The organism is Rummeliibacillus sp. BSL5 (genome assembly GCF_052928305.1).
This window is the reverse complement of sequence record NZ_JAVGCV010000001.1, coordinates 1,754,875-1,772,980: the sequence shown is the minus strand read 5'-3', so window position 1 is coordinate 1,772,980 and position 18,106 is coordinate 1,754,875. Positions and strand designations below refer to the sequence as shown.

The window sequence follows — 18,106 nt, the reverse complement described above, 5'->3', positions numbered from 1 at the left end:
ATGAGTATGAAAATCGAACAACCAAAGATTACAGAGGATATTGTACAGGTTCTCTTCCAAAATCAGTTTCAAGATGCAGAAGTAAAGTTTGGTTATGTTACCATTCCAGCCGGTGAACGGCTTCCTTTAGACGGAACGACTGTTCATGAAGAGCATGAATACTCCTTTATTATTAAAGGTTCTTTATCTGGCGAAAGTGGTGGGAATCCATACAAGATTCAAGCAGGTGAAGCCTCTTATATTCCAGCAGGCGAATACCATTGGTGTGTAGGCGGCGAAAATGATTGCGAATTAGTATATGCCTTAGTGAAATCTAAGTAATGCAAAGAGAGAATAGAAGCTTTTACAAGTTTTCTATTCTCTCATTTTGTATAAATGAAAAGGAGGAAACATATGGCTCAACCGAATACAGTAGAGGTGGCGGAAAAAACGAACAAAACGAGTGCTGAGGGTTTTATGGACCAAGATCAGGCATTGGATTCAATCCCAGAGTCCCAGCGCCAGCATTGGCTGACACCAGCCATGATTTTTGGGGGTTTAGAATTTACCATTCCGGTTTTGATGGTAGGAGCTTCTCTTGCTGCTAGCTTTGGATTATCTAGCATTCTCGTGATACTGATTATTTCGCTATTCGGTATTCAATGGATTGGAAATACGCTTCAAGGATATATCGGCGCTAAAACAGGAAGAACCTCTTCCGTTATAGCGAAGACGAGCTTTGGCTCTGTGCAGGCAAAAGTCTTAGTCGGACTGACGATTTTCCTTGTTTCACTTGGCTGGTGGGCAGTTCAAACGGCAGTTGCCGGGAATGCAATATCAGCAATGTTTGGGATTGATTATAAGAATAACTGGATTGGATGGGCTGTTGTTACGGTTATTTGTGGTTTGCTCTTTGCATTGCCTTCTATTATTGGCTATAGCTCCATGAAATGGACAGATTATATCGCTGTACCAGCAGGCTTACTTTTGATTGCTGGAGGGATATACTATGCCTTAAAGAATACAGGGTGGGAAACCATTAGTTCCTGGCATCCTGAGCCTACCATGTCCATATGGGCAGCTATCAGCCTTGTTATTGGGGTGAATGTTTCTCAGTGGGTGATCGCATCAGATTACACGCGCTATGCAAAACCAACTTGGAAGGATAACTTTATCATTCCGAGTGGCATCGTATTAGTTGGATTCCCTCTTTTCATTGTCGGAGCAATAATGGCAGTAGGCGTAGGTGATGCTGATATTGTGAATGTGATGATGGGCATGGGTTTTCCGATTTGGGGATTTCTAATCCTATGGTTTGCAACATGGACTTCTCAGCTTGTAAATAACTATAGTATGGGTCTCGCCTTAGCAAATGTTTTGAATGTGAATTCCGGTAAGGGGCGTGCGCTTTTAACATTATTAGGAACAATACTCGCTATAATAGTCGCACTATTGGGAATTCTTGACCACTTTATGGACTTCTTGTATTTAACTGCTCTATTGTATCCAGCAATCGGTGGAGTAATGATGGCGGACTTCTTCATGATTCGTAAACAGGAGTGGGAAGATAAAAATGGCTGGAATTGGATGGCAACGATCGCTTTAGTTACCGGTATCATTGTTGGCTATTTGACGCAATATGTATATAATGTAGGGCTCCCGGCAGTCCAATCGCTATTGGTTTCTGCGATTGTCTATATGATTGCTATGCGTGTTAAAAAGAATATTGCACCTGACCATTTTACTGTTTGATGATGAATAAATTAAAACCCAAGATTGCTATTTCTACAGTAATCTTGGGTTTATTTTTAATTTCAATGAAATGGTGGAATAAAATCGAATGATACAAATAAGAAATAGGTGATTGCCACAAACAGAAGATAAATTATCATAAATAAAAGAGTGATAATATACTCTCTTTTATCTCTAGCAAATAACCATTCCATAAAACCGCGGAACAGATTCAGTATAACCAAATAAAGCAGCACAATTAAAAAGGTATACTTAGAAAAAAGTATGATTGAAATGAATAAAAGTCCAAGCAGCGTCCATTCTAAACGTTTATGTAGTAGATTGATAGGCTTATAAATATAACCATTTTTTTTGACGTTAAAGGTTTTTCGAAGTAGATATTCGATAATCCAACCGCCAACTAATAATAAGGTAAGGAAAATTAAGAATTTCATCATAAAGTACCCTCCTTCGTATAGGAGTATTGTGTTTTAAGAATTACTCATCTCATGCAGCCGGAGTTTCTTCATGAATTTCAGCTTCTTCTTTTGCTTTAAAAATAGAAAACAAGTAGCAGCCTGCAATGACGATGATGCTGCCGATCACTTGGATGAACGTCATTCGTTCCCTTAAAAGTAAAAAAGATAAGATGGCTGTAAAAATAGGATTGAAATTCAAGAAAAGGCCAGCAGTTGTTGCGCCGATTTTTTGCACGCCAATATTCCAAAGCACCATACATAGCACTGTAGAGATAAGCCCGGTATAAAAAAGGGCACCCAAGAAGGATGGATTGACATTGGTGATGCGGAAGTCAGCCACATTAAAAGGAATTATGGCAATTAGCCCAAAAATACCTGAATACAAGGTAGCCATTAACGGTGTGGTTTTCGCCATCGCCCATTTACTAAAAACAGAATAAAGCCCCCAAATCAGAACAGCAGCAATCATCCACAAATCACCCACATTAAATTGAAACGCGAGAAGTAAGCCTAATTTCCCTTTTGTCAGTACAAGCAAAACGCCAAAGAGAGAGAAGGCCATTGCGAGCGTTTGTAATGGAGCAATCCGCTCTTTTAATAGAAAAAAAGAAAAGACAGCGATTGAAATGGTATTAAGTGTGGAAATTAATCCAACATTTGTTGCCGAAGTATGTTCAAGCGCTAAAAATTGAAAGATATTAAATAACACCACGCCTGTCACACCCATCAGTATGAGCGGTAGAATGGCACTTTTTGATGGCAACAGCTTCTTTTCTTTCCACCATACAAATGGTAGGAGACAAAGTACAGCGATCAACCATCTTAAGGTAGTCAAGGTAATGGGGCTAGCATGATCTACAAGTGATTTTCCCACTACAAAATTCCCCGCCCATAGAAAACTCGTCAATAACAATAAAGATACATACAACATAGGCAAGGTAGCCAGCTCCTTTATTTAAGTATAGCTAATTATAACAATCATTTCTGAATTTTGAATAAATAAAATTACCCATATAAAGGCCACTCTATATTCCATCTTCCGTCAAAGAATTATCACAGTCATAAAAAAAGACATGCTATATTCCTCTTCTGCTCAATGGTTATTCCTCTTTTATCTGATATCTATGAAGGATTATTGATATTCTCTGAAAGAATTCGGTTCTAATAGACTTTCCTCATCAATATAATAGGTCAAACATTTGAACGAATTATATGGATGAGAAGAGGTGCATACGATGAATCCATTGAAACTTGTAGATGTTTATCGCGGGAAAAAGATAGAAAGCTCTCATTTTGGACATGTAGCAGTTGTTGATTCGGCAGGAACATTACTATATGCAGCGGGTGACCCATATCGAGTAACTTATGCTCGTTCTTCAGTGAAACCGTTGCAAGCTATGCCGATTGTGGAAACGGGAGCAGCGGATCAATATGGTCTAAGTGAACAGGACCTCTCCTTATGTTGTGCATCACATAGCGGAGAAGCACAGCATACCAACCGTGTTTTGGCTATGTTAAAAAGGACAGGCATAGAAGAAGCAGCATTGCGATGTGGCACCCATATTCCTCATTCGCAGGAAACTTATAAACAACTGATGGCAGCGGGAAAGGAACTGACCCCTTTATATAATAATTGTTCAGGAAAGCATACAGGCATGCTAGTGACAGCAAGGCATAACAGTGAATCACTGGAAGACTATTATTTACCTGACCATCCTGTCCAACAACGGATTATGAAGGTGATTTCTGAGATGACTGAGTATCCAATTGAAAAAATACAGATAGGGATAGACGGATGTGGAGTGCCGGTACATGCATTGCCATTAGAACGATTAGCATATGGATTTGCAAGAATGACTCGTCCAAACATGTTTACGAACCGCCGTGCCGAAGCCGTTAATCGAATCACTACCGCTATGATGAAATATCCGGAGATGGTTGGTGGGACCGGCCGTTTTTGCACAGATTTTATGAAAGCTGCCGAAGGAAGAATGTTTGGGAAAGCAGGAGCCGAGGCTGTTTACTTAATTGGCGATAAAAAAACTGGCGTCGGCATTGCTATAAAGGTAGAAGACGGGAACAGCAGGGCCGTTTATCCAACAGCATTAGAGGTACTGAGACAGCTGGATTTGTTAAATCAAGAGCAATTGAATCATTTAAGGCAATATCATCAACCTGTTTTAAAAAACGCCAAACAAGAGAATATAGGGCAACTCGTTCCGGATTTTAAGTTACGAAAGTGTTAGGGTATCGAAAAAATTTTCGAGGGGGTAGGAAATGTTAAGAGAGAGATGTTTAACTAGTGTAGTTGCAGGTAATACATTCCACCCTCGCTGCAATGCCTGTATGGAAATTTGCAAAACCGAAGTTCTTGTATTAAAGGAAACTTCTCCAGGCCATTTTTCTGCTTGTCATTTATATTGAAAAGAGATAGTCTTCAATTTATATAATAGACAGATTTTGGTGGTGAAAAGAAATGAGCAGAGTTAGGCTACGTGATCTAGGTATTAAAATAGGTAGATTCGAAACCGGAAAACATAATTCGATAACAGATGTTTCGGGAGTGAAGGTGGGACATGTTACCCTTTCCTATAATAATGAAGACGGACATGCCATTCGAACAGGGGTAACAGCTATCCTGCCTCATACTGATTCTCTCTTCGAAGAAAAAGTTTTAGGGAGCTCATATGTGATTAATGGATTTGGCAAGACGGTAGGGACCATCCAGCTGCAAGAATTGGGTGTAATCGAAAGCCCCATTATGCTAACAAATACGCTATCTGTTCCGGCAGTCTTAGATGGAACCATTCGTTATCTCCTTAGGCAAAATCCGCAAATTGGCGATACAACCGGCACTGTCAATGTCATTGTAGGAGAATGCAACGATGGGTATCTGAATGATATTCGCGGCATGCATGTTGCACCAGAACATGCCATTCAAGCAATTCAGAATGCTGAGAGTGGGATCGTGGAAGAAGGATGCGTTGGGGCTGGGACAGGTATGTCTTGCTTAGGTTATAAAGGAGGCATTGGGACAAGCTCAAGAGTGGCCTCCTTTGGGGATAATCTGTATACAGTCGGAGCTTTAGTTGTAAGCAATTTTGGTGAAAAAAAAGATTTGCGCATACCGGGTGACGGCCAATTCGTGAAAGCGGAAGAGAACAAAGAAAAAATGCCAGATGGCTCTATTATGATAATCCTTGCAACAGATGCTCCTTTAAATGAACGGCAGTTGCAACGATTAGCGAAACGCGCTGCCTTTGGTCTTTCGAGAACGGGATCTTATGCATCCCATGGAAGCGGAGATATCGTTATTGCCTTTTCTACAGCACATCGTATTCCTCATAAGCTGCCACCTAACCAGGAAAGCAACACATTTCACTTTTTGCGAGAGGATGGCCAGCTGATCTCCCAACTTTTTGAAATGGCGGTGGACACTGTGGAAGAAGCTATTTGGAATTCTATCTGCAAAGCCACCACTACCGAGGGTAACAAGGGAAAGGTGAAAAAGGAAGTTCCTTATGAAATTTTAATGGGGCTTAAAGGATGGAATAATTAGTTATACTTATTAACTTAATATTGAAGCTCCCTATTTGGTAGACAGTTAATCTGTTTATTGAATGGGGATTTTTTATGTCTGAAAAATTATTATAGCGGGATGTATATGATCTAGTTTTGGTTTCAAGCCGCTCTATTTTAATTGCTCATCATTATTACAGAATGAAAGCATTTACATTTTGACTATTCAAAAGATATTGACAAATTAAAGAGCCGTTATTTATAATTTAATCAATATTCCTTTTAACAGAATTTAATTCCGCTATGCGGAAAGAGGGGGCAAAGAAGAGCTTATAGCTTTTAATAGGGGAACAGGTTTGGTTCTTTTATACTTCAAACATATCTTGGGGGTGCGGTTAATGGAGAAAATGGAGACACACGAACAGTTAAACCGTTCGATGAAAAAACGCCATTTATTTATGCTTTCACTAGGCGGCGTTATCGGGACTGGGCTTTTTTTGAATGCAGGTTTTACGATTAATCAAGCAGGAGCCGGGGGAGCTATTATTGGCTATTTGATTGGCGGTTTGATTTTGTATATGGTTATGGTTTGCTTGGGGGAGCTTGCTGTTCATATGCCAGTTACTGGTTCGTTTCAAAAGTACGCAGCTAAATACATTGGGCCATCTGCGGGTTTCTCACTAGGATGGATGTATTTTGTGGGTTCAGCTGCAACTGCAGGTGTTGAATTTACAGCTGCAGGCATGATTATGAAGCATTGGTTTCCTCATACGCCAGTTTGGATTTGGTGTGCTGCATTTATTGTGCTTTTATTCACTTTAAATGCGTTAACAACGAAAGGATTTGCTGAGGCAGAATATTGGTTCGCGGGTATAAAGGTAGTAGCTGTGGTTGCATTTATTCTTATTGGCATCGCGGGCATCTTTGGTTTCATCCCTTTATCTGACCGATCAACTCCATTTATGACGAATTTAGCGCCAACCGGTCTTTTCCCGGCAGGTATTGCCATTGTCTTCGTTACCATGATGAATGTCATTTTCTCATACCAGGGGTCAGAATTAATTGGAATTGCCGCAGGTGAAAGTGAAGAGCCGGAAAAAAATATTCCAAAAGCAATTCGCAATGTCCTTTTTAGAATAATCGTTTTCTACATTTCATCGATCATTATTCTTTCCGCTATTTTTCCTGCTTCTGAATTAGGATTATTGGAAAGTCCGTTTGTTACTCTAATGAAAATAGCTGGCGTGCCATATGCGGCGGGCATTATGAACTTTATTATTTTAACTGCTATCTTATCAGTCGGAAATTCCTGTCTGTATGCTTCAACGCGTTTGTTATGGTCAATGGCTCACGATGGAATGGCTCCTAGAGTATTTGGAAAATTAACTAAGAGAAAAGTTCCTCTCAATGCCCTTATATTCACCATCTCTTTTTCGCTTTTATCTTTATTAACAAGCTTCATAGCAGCTGACACAGTATTTGTTTTATTGATGTCAATAGCCGGAATATCGGTCACTATTTCCTGGATGGGCATTGCTTTATCTCAATATATGTTCCGTCGAAAATTCCTAAAAGGGGGAGGAAAGCTGACTGATTTAAAATACAAGGTTCCATTATATCCAATCGTCCCGTTATTTTGTTTTGGATTTTGTTTCTTTATTCTTATCTTTCTTGCCTTTGATCCTACCCAGAGACTGGGTGTGTTTTATGGCGTAGGTTTCTTAATTGCTTGTGTATTGTTTTATAAATTTAAGTTGGCGAAGAAAGTGGTGAAAAAAGAAGAGGAGTTTACTGAACAAACCATTGTCCAAATAAGTGAACAAGAATCTTAGTCATAATAAAAAGCAATGAGTTATTAGCACCGCTGGTAAACCCATTGCTTGTCTTATTAAAAACCGTTATACCCTAACTTTTTAGAAATGCGGTTGCCTGTTTCCACCACATTTTTAATGAGGAAGTCTAGTCTATCATCTGTCAAATTAAAGCTGACAAATCCGATGCTTACTGCACCATGGACTTCTCCAAAATGGTTTAAAATCGGGGCGGCAACAGAAGTCGTCCCTTCCGTTCTTTCATTGTAGCTGATTCCGTATCCGTTCATTTTTGTTTCTTTTAAAACTTTCCAACAAGCTTCTATTTCATGCTCGGGCAATAGAGTTTCTAAAATTTTCTTTGTCTGTTGGTATGGCATAAATGAGAGCATCGTTTTATTGGCAGCACCTATGTTCATAGGAATCTTAGATCCTAGCTGATCATACACCCGAATTGGGTTTGCTATACTGTCAATCCGCTCAATAATTAGTGATTCATTTCCCATAGGTTGGCTAAGGTAGACGCTTTCTTCTACGTTGTTCATAAGCCTCTCTAGTTCAGGTCTAATCTGACTAATATAGTCCATTTTGTCATACATAATTAAACCGTATTCAAGCCAACTATTCCCTAAGCTATATTGTTTAGATTGGAGATCTTGTTGGATTAAGCCATGCTTCATCATGGCTTTTAGTAGTCGGTGCATAGAGCTAATGGGAAGGCTACATGCTTCTGCGAGCTCGGTAATAGACATCCAGTTATCAGAATCAGAGACTAATATTTTAATAACACTCATTGCACGGTCAATTGATTGCATATGGTTTGTCACCTATCTTTCGGTTCATTAAAAATAAAGATTTCTAAAAATTTAAAACATATTGACATTATAACATATTCACTTTTATAATTTAAGAAGATTTTCCTTTAAGCAGAAATAAGTTTCACAATGCGGAAAAAGGAGTGGGAGAGAATGAGTTTTTGTTCATCTATGTATAAACCATTAGAAAGAGTAATTGTTAAACGGCCAGAAGAATCATTTATCAATCAAGAAAATGTCTCGAAGGAATGGAAGAGATTCAACTATTTAGAAGAGCCGAATTACGAAGAAGCAGTGAAAGAACACGCCACGTTTATTTCTATCTTGGAGAAACATGTTCCAAATATTGATTATTTGCCTGTCTTTTCTGATGCAGGATTGGATTCTTTATATGCACATGATCCAGTGAAGTTTACAACTGAAGGAGCCATTATCTTGAAATCTGGAAAGACAGTAAGGCAGCCTGAAGCAGAGGCATACAAAGAATTTCTTAGAGAAAAGAACATTCCTATTATTGGTGAATTGACGGGAGATGCTGTTTCTGATGCGGGGGATCTTGTGTGGCTTGATGAGAGAACACTTGCTGTAGGATTGGGCTATCGGACGAATGCTGAAGCAATTCGACAGTTAAAAGAAATAACAGCACCTCTTGTTGATGAATTCATTGTTGTGCAACTTCCGCATGATCAAGGAGTGCATGAATGCCTTCATTTAATGTCATTCATCAGTATGGTAGATCATGATTTAGCAGTAGTGTATTCACGGCTAATGCCAGTCTTCTTTAGGCAGCTATTGATTGAACGGGGCATTCAGCTCATTGAAGTTTCTGATGATGAATACATGAATCTAGGGTGTAATGTACTAGCCTTGGCTCCAAGGGTATGCGTTATTGTAGAAGGCAACAATCAGACCAAACAACAGTTGATTGATGCGGGGGCTGAAGTATATGAATACAAGGGGCAAGAAATTAGCTATAAGGGCACAGGAGGACCAACTTGTTTAACATGTCCGGTAGTGCGTAAATAAACTAAAAACAATGGGGGAATAGTAAATGTTTAAAAATGTAATAGTAAAAACACCTGGGGAAAGCTATGTAAATGGATTAACAACATCAGATCTTGGTAAGCCGGATTACGAGAAATTATTGGAACAGCACAAGGCTTATGTTGAAGCATTAAAAAAATGTGGTGTAGAAGTAACTCATCTGCCGGCAAGTGAAGAATTTCCCGATTCTACATTTGTGGAAGACACAGCAGTCCTAACTTCTGAATTTGCGGTGGTTTCCAATCCAGGAGCGCATTCACGAAATGGCGAGATAAAAGAAATGGAAGCTGTGTTAAAAGATTTTTATGAAAAAATATATTATATCAAGGCACCAGGCACTTTAGATGGTGGAGATGTTCTTCAGGCAGATAATCATTTTTATATAGGTATCTCAGAGCGTACAAATGAAGAAGGGGCACGCCAGTTAAAAGAGATAGTAGAATCTGAAGGTTATAAAGGAACTATTGTCCCGTTAGAGAAATTTTTCCACCTCAAAACTGGTATTGCTTATCTTGGCAATAATTTGATTGTGGCAGCAGGCGAATTTTTGGATCATCCAGATTTCGAACAATATGACAAACTGACAGTATCAGCTGAGGATGAATACTCTGCAAACTGCATAAGAGTAAATGATTATGTTATCATCCCAAAAGGCTATGAAGAAACAAAACGAAAAATGAATGAAGCAGGTTATAAAACCATTGAATTAGAAATGTCCGAATTCCAAAAGCAAGATGGCGGATTAAGCTGTTTATCTCTACGGTTCTAGTATAAATAGAATATAAAACTATCACTAAGGGAAATTTTATCAAGGAAGGTGATTGGGATGAGTCAATTATTATGGGCAACCCCGGAAAAGCTTAGAGCACTATTATGTGAGCTGGTCAGCTGGGATAGTCGAACCTTTACTGAGGGAGAACGCCAATTTGCACATAAAGTCCATAAAAAGTTAGGCGACCTTGAATATTTCAAAATGTATCCAGAATACTTGTCTCTTCATGAAGCTGACCTTGGCCGGAAATTGGTGACTGCCTTTTATAGAAATCAAGAGGTAGAAGAAACGGTAGTTTTAATCAGCCATTTTGACACTGTGCAAACAGAAGAATATGGGGATCTTGAGCCGCTTGCCTTCCAGCCGGAAGAACTAACAAAAGAGCTACTCAACCGAAAAAGTAATCTTCCGGAAGATGCGCGGCTGGATCTTGAATCAGGGAAATACTTGTTTGGTCGAGGGACAATGGATATGAAAATGGGCCTTGCGCTTCATATGGCACTTATCGAAAAAGCAAGCGAAGAAAAGTGGCCCATTAATCTAATTTTATTAACTGTTCCGGATGAAGAAGTGAATTCATCTGGCATGAGAAGGGCCGTAACAGAACTAGTCAAGATGCGCGATCAATATGGCATTGCCTATAAATTGTTTTTAAATAGTGAACCTTCATTCGCACAAATACCTGGTGATGAGAGACATTACATTTATTCAGGGACAATTGGTAAGATTATGCCAGCTGCTCTTTTCTATGGAAAAGAAACTCATGTTGGCGAGCCGCTAAAAGGGATGACAGCAAATTATATTTCAACCTTTTTGACGCAACGAATGGAATGGAATTCGCTTTTCCAAGAAAGTGACCTTTCGGAAACCACGCCGTTGCCGGTTTCTCTACAGCAAAGAGATTTAAAAGATACGTATTCAACACAAACACCTTACCGTGCCTCTGCTCTATATAATGTATTTTTAATGAAACGGTCAGCGTCTGAGGTATTGGATTTATTTGAGCAAATTGCACAGGAATCAGCAGAAGACTGTAATAAGGCATATACAGAACTTTGCTTAAAACAAGGAATCGATGGCGTAGGGAATGTAAAAGTATTGCGTTACGAACAATTACTTTCTTACGCAAAAAACAAGTTGGGCATTGAACGGGTGGTACAGATACGAGATGAAGTTATCATAAATATCAATTGGGACGAACGTGAGCAATCTTTACGAATAGCAGATAAGTTAATGATAGAATGCCAAGAGTTGGCCCCAGCTATCGTATTGCTATTCGCCCCACCATATTATCCGGCCGTTAACACATCTGATGATCCGCTTATTATGGATGCTGTCCAATTGGTAAAAGATGTAGCTGTAGAATTTGGTGTAGCAATGGAGCAAGTCCACTATTTCAACGGGATTTGTGATTTAAGTTATGTCCATTATAGTGGAGATGAGGATGGATGGGCTGCATTTGAGCGAAACACACCAGTATGGGGAGACGTTTACAGTATTCCATTTGCTGATATGCATAAACTTCAAGCACCTGTACTTAATGTAGGACCGTTTGGGAAGGATCCCCATCAATTAACTGAACGACTACATATTGAAAGTGCATTTATTCAAACTCCTGCTATGCTTGATCGTTTAATAAAAAGCTTGATGAAAATAACTGTTCAGTGAAAACCATAGTATAGACTATGTCAAAGTCTTCAATCTTTCAAAAGATTGAGGGCTTTTTTGTATTTACTTCTACTCGTCGGCTGGTATATGTACTTTATCTAAATATTATAGAGAGTACAAACCTATCAATTATACTATTTCTATTCACTTCAATTAGGCCCCAATAATTAACTATTGGAATCCTACAAAACAACTATGATAATCTCTCCATGAACAAAAAAATATTAAAAATCCATATATTTTGGTTGAAAACCTCCAATTTATGTCGAAAAACAATTTATTAATAATATAAAATGTTCAGAATATTTCTATTTAACATTATAAACATAGGTGATATAATTCTTTTACCTAGCTTGCTAACTTAGAATTTTCACACAAAAGAGGTGCTCATATATTCAGAAAAGGGGAGAACAATTTGGACAAGAATAAGCTGTTTAAAAAGGGTATTACAGTTGGATTAGCATCGGCATTATTAGCATCTAATATGTTGATGATGGCAGGTCACGCAAAAGCAGAGACAGAAACTAGCACTGATTTTGACAAAGTGGAAGTTAGCAATCTCGTTAAGGACTTGGCAAAAGAAACAAAGGTTGATCGAGATGCAGAGTTTGAAGATAATCAGAAAGTCCGGGTCATTGTTGAATTAGAGGGCGCTCCAGCCATTTCCTATGCCCAAGACAAAGGCGTGATGTATAAAGAATTGGCACCTAAAACACGCCTAAAGTTGGAATCTGATATTAAAGATGAACAAAAAGATTTCTTAGCAAACGTTAAAAAGCAAAATATTGGTCTTACATTAAATAATTCATTCACGACCGTATTGAACGGTGTCAGCGGTGAAATGGAATATGGAAATATTGAAAAACTAGAAAAACTGCCGGGCGTTCTTAGTGTAAGTATTGCAACAGAGTATGAACGGCCAAAAGAAAAGCCTGATATGGTGACTAGTAAAGAAATGGTTGAGGCACAGCAAACATGGAAAGACGGCTATAACGGAAAAGGTATGGTTGTCGGCATTATCGATACAGGGATTGATTTTAAACATAAAGATATGAAACTAACAACAAAAGAAGGGGAAAAATTATCCGAAAATTCTACCAATGACCTCATCACAAAGAATAGTTTACCAGGCAAATTCTACACTGATAAGGTTCCTTATGGCTATAACTATGCAGATAAAAATGATGAAGTACTAGATCTTGGACCAGATGCATCCATGCATGGAATGCACGTCGGTGGTACGGTCGCAGCAAATGGTGATGAAAACAATGGTGGCGTACAAGGCGTAGCACCTGAAGCGCAATTATTAGCGCTGAAAGTATTCGGCAATGACCCTGCTATGCCATCAACGTTTGGAGATATCTATATTAAAGCAATTGACGATGGAATTAAGCTTGGAGCAGATGTATTGAATATGAGCTTAGGATCTACTGCAGGGTTCGTAGATGATACTAACCTTGAACAAAAAGCAGTTGATAATGCGGTGAACAATGGCATTGTTATGTCCATTTCTGCTGGTAACTCGGATAACATCAGTGGTGAATTCGACGGTGCGCCATTGGCAACAAACCCAGATATCGGCTTAGTTGGTGCTCCTTCTGTTTCTAAAAGCTCACTATCAGTTGCCTCAATGGAAAATAATAAGATTAGTCTAGACGAATTTGAAATAAAAATTGGCGATGAAACAATCAATGTACCATACAAAAAACAATCGTCTCCAGATCCTTTAGAAGTGTTTGGTAACAAGGAAGTAGATGTTGTATATGTAGGGGATGGAAGTCCTGCGCAATATAACAACAAAGACGTAAAAGGTAAAGTGGTGGTTGCAGTTCGTACAGCAACTAATCCTAACTATGGAGAAATCCAAGCACAAGCTGAAAAAGCAGGAGCAGCAGGTGTCATCGTAAGAGGGCATGTATCTCACGGTGATTATGTCAGCATGGCATTAAATAATCCAACTATTCCACTTGTTTCACTTGCCCAAAGTGAAGGGAACAATTTGGCTGCAAAATTACAAGCAGCAGGTGGTAAAGGAAAAGTGACATTTACAGGTAAGCAACAATCTGTTGTAAATACTGCAGCTGGTAAAATGTCCACGTTTACCTCATGGGGCGTAACGCCAAGCCTTGAGATGAAGCCTGAAATCACTGCTCCAGGAGGACAGATTTATTCTACATTAAATAATGATAAATACGGTCTGATGAGTGGTACATCGATGGCGGCTCCTCATGTATCAGGTGGATCAGCATTAGTTCTTCAACGCGTAAAAGAACTATTTCCAGATTTAAAGGATGCAGCTAAATCTAAGATGGCGAAACTGTTGCTGATGAATACAGCTAAACCTGTTGAAGATCCTGATAATGGTGGAATCTACTACTCGCCTCGTCGCCAAGGAGCAGGAATTATGCAGCTGCATTCTGCTGTATCAACACCTGTGTATGTAGCGAAGAAGGGTACCAATGAAGGTAAAGTAGAATTGAAAGAAATCAAAGATGATTCCTTCTCATTCACTCTAACTGCAACTAATACAAGTGATGATGATCTTGAATATGAGGTGAAGACATCATTACTTACAGATTCAGTGACAGGAGGAAAACTTGACTTAAAAGAGCAAAATATTGCTGATGAAGCGAAAATTACTGTAGATACACCTAAGTTTACGTTATTCGGAAATGGCACTAAAGATATTACTGTAAAAGTAAATTTAACTAATGCTAAGGAAAAATTAGAGAAATTAATGAAGAATGGCTACTTTGTAGAAGGCTTTGTGAGACTAGTAGGTACCGATAAAGAAAAGGCAGCACCTGAGCTGACAGTTCCTTTTGTTGGATTCAAAGGAGATTGGAACAAAGCTCCAATACTAGACAACATGATTTATGAGGATGGATCTTATCTAGAAACTTCCTTCATGGTTGATGAAAAAGGAAATGCACTAGGCGAAAATGCGCTGACAGGCGACTTAAGCAAAAATGCAATTGCTATCTCACCTAATGGTGATAAGCAAAAAGATTCTGTTACCCCAGTTCTTTCTTTCCTTCGTAACAGTAAATCTGTTGAGTATAGTATTGTGGATGAAAGCGGTAAGGAATTAAGGAAATTAACGACTAGAGGTGCACAAAGCAAAAATTATAAAGCCACAGCACCGTATGTATATAATCCAAGCAGAACAAACTGGGATGGCTATATCAGAAATGAAAAAGCTAAAGACGGCAAATACTTCTATCAAGTAAAAACACAAGTTGATTATGAAGGTAAAGAGCCACAGGTTACAAAGATTCCAGTAATTGTTGATACGGTAAAACCTGAAATTACTAATGCTTCATTCAGCAGCAATAAAGGTCAACTTTATTTTGAAGCAACAGATATGGCAGGTAGTGGATTGCAATATATTCAAATCCTTGTAGATGGTAAAAATGCAGGCTATTTAGATGGATCTAAAGCAAAAGCGTTCAAAGTACCTGTGAGCAATGTAAAGGATAAATCAACTATTCAAATTGTAGCTGTAGATAATGCAAATAATATTGCATCCACAACAGTTACAAATGATAATACTATTCCTTACATTGTCACTACTTCACCAGAAGCCCTTGGTGTTTATGATACAAAGACAATGGCTGTAACTGGATATGTTGAAGATGCTTCAAAAATTGAGGAATTAAAGGTTACCGGTGATAAATTGGAAGGCGGCGGTATCGAGATTCCTGTAACTGAGAATAAAGTAACGAAGCGATATGACTTTAATACGCAACTGACATTTACTGAAGATGGCGTACATGATATTTTCTTCTCTGGTAAGGACTCAGTCGGAAATAAAATTGAGTTTAGAAGACAGGTTATTGTGGATACAACACCAGCGGAACTGAAGGTGGAAGGTATTCCTGATAATAATATTGTAGGAAAAGATGAAGAGAACCCAACACTAAAAATAACAGCTTCAGATAACTATGATGATCTGCGTCTTGTTGTGGATGGCAATGAAGTTTACAATCATGAATTCGATGAACCATATGAAATGAGAGCATTATCTCATTCGTATGATTATAAGCTAGATTTAAAAGAAGGCTCGAATAAAGTTGTGATTGAAGCTACTGATTTATCTGGGCATGTGACAAAGAAAACGATTGTCATCTACAAAGGTCAACCAGAAAATGGATTTATCACAAATTATGATTTCGGTCCAACAGAAGAAGTTAGCACTGAAAATCCAGCTACTTTAACTGCTGAAGCAAACGAATCAGTTAAATGGGAAGCAAAAGTTACTGATTCAACCGGAAAAGAATTTAAATTAGACACAGCTGAAGGAAAAGAATACAAAGCAACATTCACACCGGATGAATTTGCACCAACTGGTGAATACACATTAGAATTTGGTCCAGAAGGAAGCGAAAAACAAGTAGTGACGTTTACAGTTGCTAACTATCCGATTGTCATTGAAGGGCAAACCAAGAATACAAAAGGAAAAGCAGTAGAAGCTGTGACAGAAGATGGTGTGTTGAATATTGTTGCCAACTTCGCAAACCGCGGTGAAGTAAAACAAAACGCGCAAGTACTAGTACAAGTGAAGGATTCTAAAGATGAAGTGGTCATTTTCAAAGTGCTTAGCCTAGATGAATTCAAAAAAGCTTCTCGCGGAAGAGTTGGGGTAGATATTCCTCTTGAATCACTTAAAACAGGTGCTTATACTGCAGAGGTATTTGTTTGGGATAGCCTAGAAAACCCAACGCCATTGGCACAAACAAGCACAATCAACTTTGATATCAAATAATAAGGAACAGTTGAAAGGGAGGAGTATTCCTCTCTTTCTATTCATAAGGAGGGTCAATAATGAAGAAAAATATAGTCGTCTTTATGACTTCACTAATCTTATGTTTAAGTATTGTCATTCCGGCTTATGCAGCAAATATAGTAGTTTCTTTTAGTACAGATAAATCGGATTATAAAACAGGTGAAAAAATCTTAATAACGGGAAAAGTATTGAAAGATGAAGAACCAGGTTTAGGTACAAAACCTGTTTTATCAATGGTAGATTCCGATAGCAATCTAATCCAAATCTATCAGTGGAAAGATGGAGAAATACAAACAGATGGTAGTATTCATACAAGCATTGCGTTAAATGAATCATTAACAGATGGAACTTACAAACTTAAATTAACTGCAGGGGGCGTGTCAGATACCCATGAGGTTAAGATAACCAAGACAACTCAGCCACCATCTACAGGAGGAGGAGACTCAGGGACAACACCACCATCTACAGGAGGAGGAGACTCAGGGACAACACCACCTCCAGTTGTTACACCGCCTGGAAACCCTGGAGATACAACAGATCCAGTTCTGCCCGTTCCGGTACCCGAGTTCAGCCCAATCACATCAGAAAGCTTAGTTATTAAAGGAACGGCTTCTAAAAATACAAAAATCGAAATTACAGACAAAAAACAATTACAATTTGAGGCTAATACACAAGATAACGGCGAGTTTACATACCAGTTATCCCAAAAGTTAGAGGCAGGAACAGTATTATATGCGAAAGCAAGAGATTTAAAAAGCGGACAAGCTAGTGATGAAGTAACAATAACAGTTCTTGATAAAACAGCACCATCTGTACCAACAGTAAAAAAATTCAGCGATAAAGACAAAGTGGTATCAGGCAAAACAGAAGCACGTGCTACCATCATTATCTATAAACAAAGCAAAAAAATTGCGACAAATAAAGCTGATTCTAAAGGCAGCTTTACAGTGAAATTAGCTAAACAAAAAGCTGGTACTACTTTAATTGTTAAATCAGTAGATGAAGCTGGCAATAGCAGTAAAGGTGCCAAAGTAAAAGTGTTAGACAAAACAGCGCCTAACAAACCTACTGCTAAAAAGGTAACAGCGAAAACAACTAAAATAACAGGCAAAGCAGAAGCAGGATCTAAGGTGTATGTAAAAGTTAAAAACAAAATTATTGCTAAAACTACAGCAACTAAAAAAGGAACATATACATTAAAAATTAAGAAGCAAAAAGTCAAAACAGTCCTATCTTTCTATGCAAAAGACAAAGCAGGTAATGTAAGCAAGGCAAAGGTAGTAAAAGTTGTTAAATAGTGCCTTTATTATTCTCAATCTTAAAGTCTTCGATCTCATAAGAGGTTGAAGACTTTTTTGTTGGAATTAAAATAAAACTTATGATTCATCCAATTAAAGTACTACCATATTACTAATTTAAAATATTTTGAATATTTTGGTTGACGGAATATATGTACTTCTGTATATTTATTAACAATATTCTAAATTTATACTATTCATTTA

13 protein-coding genes are annotated in these 18,106 nt (G+C 38.3%); 10 read left to right on the top strand and 3 right to left on the bottom strand.

What is annotated here, in order from left to right:
- Positions 1 to 6: 6 nt before the first annotated feature.
- Both RCJ93_RS08790 and RCJ93_RS08785 read left to right on the top strand, forming a co-directional pair.
- Positions 7 to 321 carry a cupin domain-containing protein gene (locus RCJ93_RS08790; protein WP_066784157.1) on the top strand — a complete coding sequence of 105 codons (315 nt, stop codon included), beginning with the start codon at positions 7 to 9 and terminating at the stop codon, positions 319 to 321.
- 72 nt (positions 322 to 393) lie between these two features.
- A complete protein-coding gene (locus RCJ93_RS08785) occupies positions 394 to 1,731 on the top strand; it encodes a purine-cytosine permease family protein (protein WP_446738848.1) in 1,338 nt (445 codons plus the stop codon).
- Between the two features lie 62 nt (positions 1,732 to 1,793).
- On the opposite strand, the gene RCJ93_RS08780 is transcribed toward RCJ93_RS08785, so the two are convergent.
- Together RCJ93_RS08780 and RCJ93_RS08775 are read right to left on the bottom strand one after the other, a co-directional pair.
- Positions 1,794 to 2,168, bottom strand: a complete 375-nt coding sequence (locus RCJ93_RS08780; protein WP_446738847.1) for a DUF4181 domain-containing protein — start codon at positions 2,166 to 2,168, stop codon at positions 1,794 to 1,796.
- Positions 2,169 to 2,217: 49 nt separating this feature from the next.
- Positions 2,218 to 3,120, bottom strand: a complete 903-nt coding sequence (locus RCJ93_RS08775) for a DMT family transporter (protein WP_446738969.1) — start codon at positions 3,118 to 3,120, stop codon at positions 2,218 to 2,220.
- Between the two features lie 304 nt (positions 3,121 to 3,424).
- Here RCJ93_RS08775 and RCJ93_RS08770 point away from each other — a divergent pair, with 304 nt between their 5' ends.
- The 3 genes from RCJ93_RS08770 (at position 3,425) to RCJ93_RS08760 (ending at position 7,540) form a co-directional block, all read left to right on the top strand.
- Complete coding sequence (locus RCJ93_RS08770) at positions 3,425 to 4,435, top strand: asparaginase (protein ID WP_446738846.1); 1,011 nt, start codon at positions 3,425 to 3,427, stop codon at positions 4,433 to 4,435.
- Between the two features lie 230 nt (positions 4,436 to 4,665).
- On the top strand, positions 4,666 to 5,748 hold the full coding sequence (locus RCJ93_RS08765) for a DmpA family aminopeptidase (protein ID WP_446738845.1): 1,083 nt from the start codon (positions 4,666 to 4,668) through the stop codon (positions 5,746 to 5,748).
- Positions 5,749 to 6,106: 358 nt separating this feature from the next.
- Positions 6,107 to 7,540: an amino acid permease gene (locus RCJ93_RS08760; RefSeq protein WP_446738844.1), complete on the top strand. Its 1,434-nt coding sequence runs from the start codon at positions 6,107 to 6,109 to the stop codon at positions 7,538 to 7,540.
- A 56-nt stretch (positions 7,541 to 7,596) separates the two neighbouring features.
- On the opposite strand, the gene RCJ93_RS08755 is transcribed toward RCJ93_RS08760, so the two are convergent.
- Entirely contained in the window at positions 7,597 to 8,334 is a 738-nt protein-coding gene (locus RCJ93_RS08755) for an IclR family transcriptional regulator (protein ID WP_446738843.1), read from the bottom strand.
- Positions 8,335 to 8,487: 153 nt separating this feature from the next.
- On the opposite strand from RCJ93_RS08755, the gene RCJ93_RS08750 reads away from it, so the two are divergent.
- The 5 genes from RCJ93_RS08750 (at position 8,488) to RCJ93_RS08730 (ending at position 17,902) form a co-directional block, all read left to right on the top strand.
- Entirely contained in the window at positions 8,488 to 9,360 is an 873-nt protein-coding gene (locus RCJ93_RS08750; RefSeq protein WP_446738842.1) for a dimethylarginine dimethylaminohydrolase family protein, read from the top strand.
- 25 nt (positions 9,361 to 9,385) lie between these two features.
- Positions 9,386 to 10,147 (top strand): dimethylarginine dimethylaminohydrolase family protein, encoded by a 762-nt coding sequence (locus tag RCJ93_RS08745; RefSeq protein ID WP_150283561.1) that lies wholly within the window; start codon positions 9,386 to 9,388, stop codon positions 10,145 to 10,147.
- 57 nt (positions 10,148 to 10,204) lie between these two features.
- A complete protein-coding gene (locus tag RCJ93_RS08740) occupies positions 10,205 to 11,818 on the top strand; it encodes a M20/M25/M40 family metallo-hydrolase (RefSeq protein ID WP_150283562.1) in 1,614 nt (537 codons plus the stop codon).
- 415 nt (positions 11,819 to 12,233) lie between these two features.
- Positions 12,234 to 16,583, top strand: coding sequence for a S8 family serine peptidase (locus RCJ93_RS08735; protein WP_150283563.1), 4,350 nt, complete (start codon positions 12,234 to 12,236; stop codon positions 16,581 to 16,583).
- A 59-nt stretch (positions 16,584 to 16,642) separates the two neighbouring features.
- Positions 16,643 to 17,902, top strand: coding sequence for an Ig-like domain-containing protein (locus RCJ93_RS08730; protein WP_150283564.1), 1,260 nt, complete (start codon positions 16,643 to 16,645; stop codon positions 17,900 to 17,902).
- The last annotated feature ends 204 nt before the right edge of the window (positions 17,903 to 18,106 follow it).

Excerpts from the sequence above, each read along its gene's own strand:
- RCJ93_RS08790 (WP_066784157.1), top strand. The coding sequence starts at position 7 with ATGAAAATCGAACAACCAAAGATTACAGAGGATATTGTACAGGTTCTC.
- RCJ93_RS08785 (WP_446738848.1), top strand. The coding sequence starts at position 394 with ATGGCTCAACCGAATACAGTAGAGGTGGCGGAAAAAACGAACAAAACG.
- RCJ93_RS08780 (WP_446738847.1), bottom strand. The coding sequence starts at position 2,168 with ATGATGAAATTCTTAATTTTCCTTACCTTATTATTAGTTGGCGGTTGG.
- RCJ93_RS08775 (WP_446738969.1), bottom strand. The coding sequence starts at position 3,120 with ATGTTGTATGTATCTTTATTGTTATTGACGAGTTTTCTATGGGCGGGG.
- RCJ93_RS08770 (WP_446738846.1), top strand. The coding sequence starts at position 3,425 with ATGAATCCATTGAAACTTGTAGATGTTTATCGCGGGAAAAAGATAGAA.
- RCJ93_RS08765 (WP_446738845.1), top strand. The coding sequence starts at position 4,666 with ATGAGCAGAGTTAGGCTACGTGATCTAGGTATTAAAATAGGTAGATTC.
- RCJ93_RS08760 (WP_446738844.1), top strand. The coding sequence starts at position 6,107 with ATGGAGAAAATGGAGACACACGAACAGTTAAACCGTTCGATGAAAAAA.
- RCJ93_RS08755 (WP_446738843.1), bottom strand. The coding sequence starts at position 8,334 with ATGCAATCAATTGACCGTGCAATGAGTGTTATTAAAATATTAGTCTCT.
- RCJ93_RS08750 (WP_446738842.1), top strand. The coding sequence starts at position 8,488 with ATGAGTTTTTGTTCATCTATGTATAAACCATTAGAAAGAGTAATTGTT.
- RCJ93_RS08745 (WP_150283561.1), top strand. The coding sequence starts at position 9,386 with ATGTTTAAAAATGTAATAGTAAAAACACCTGGGGAAAGCTATGTAAAT.
- RCJ93_RS08740 (WP_150283562.1), top strand. The coding sequence starts at position 10,205 with ATGAGTCAATTATTATGGGCAACCCCGGAAAAGCTTAGAGCACTATTA.
- RCJ93_RS08730 (WP_150283564.1), top strand. The coding sequence starts at position 16,643 with ATGAAGAAAAATATAGTCGTCTTTATGACTTCACTAATCTTATGTTTA.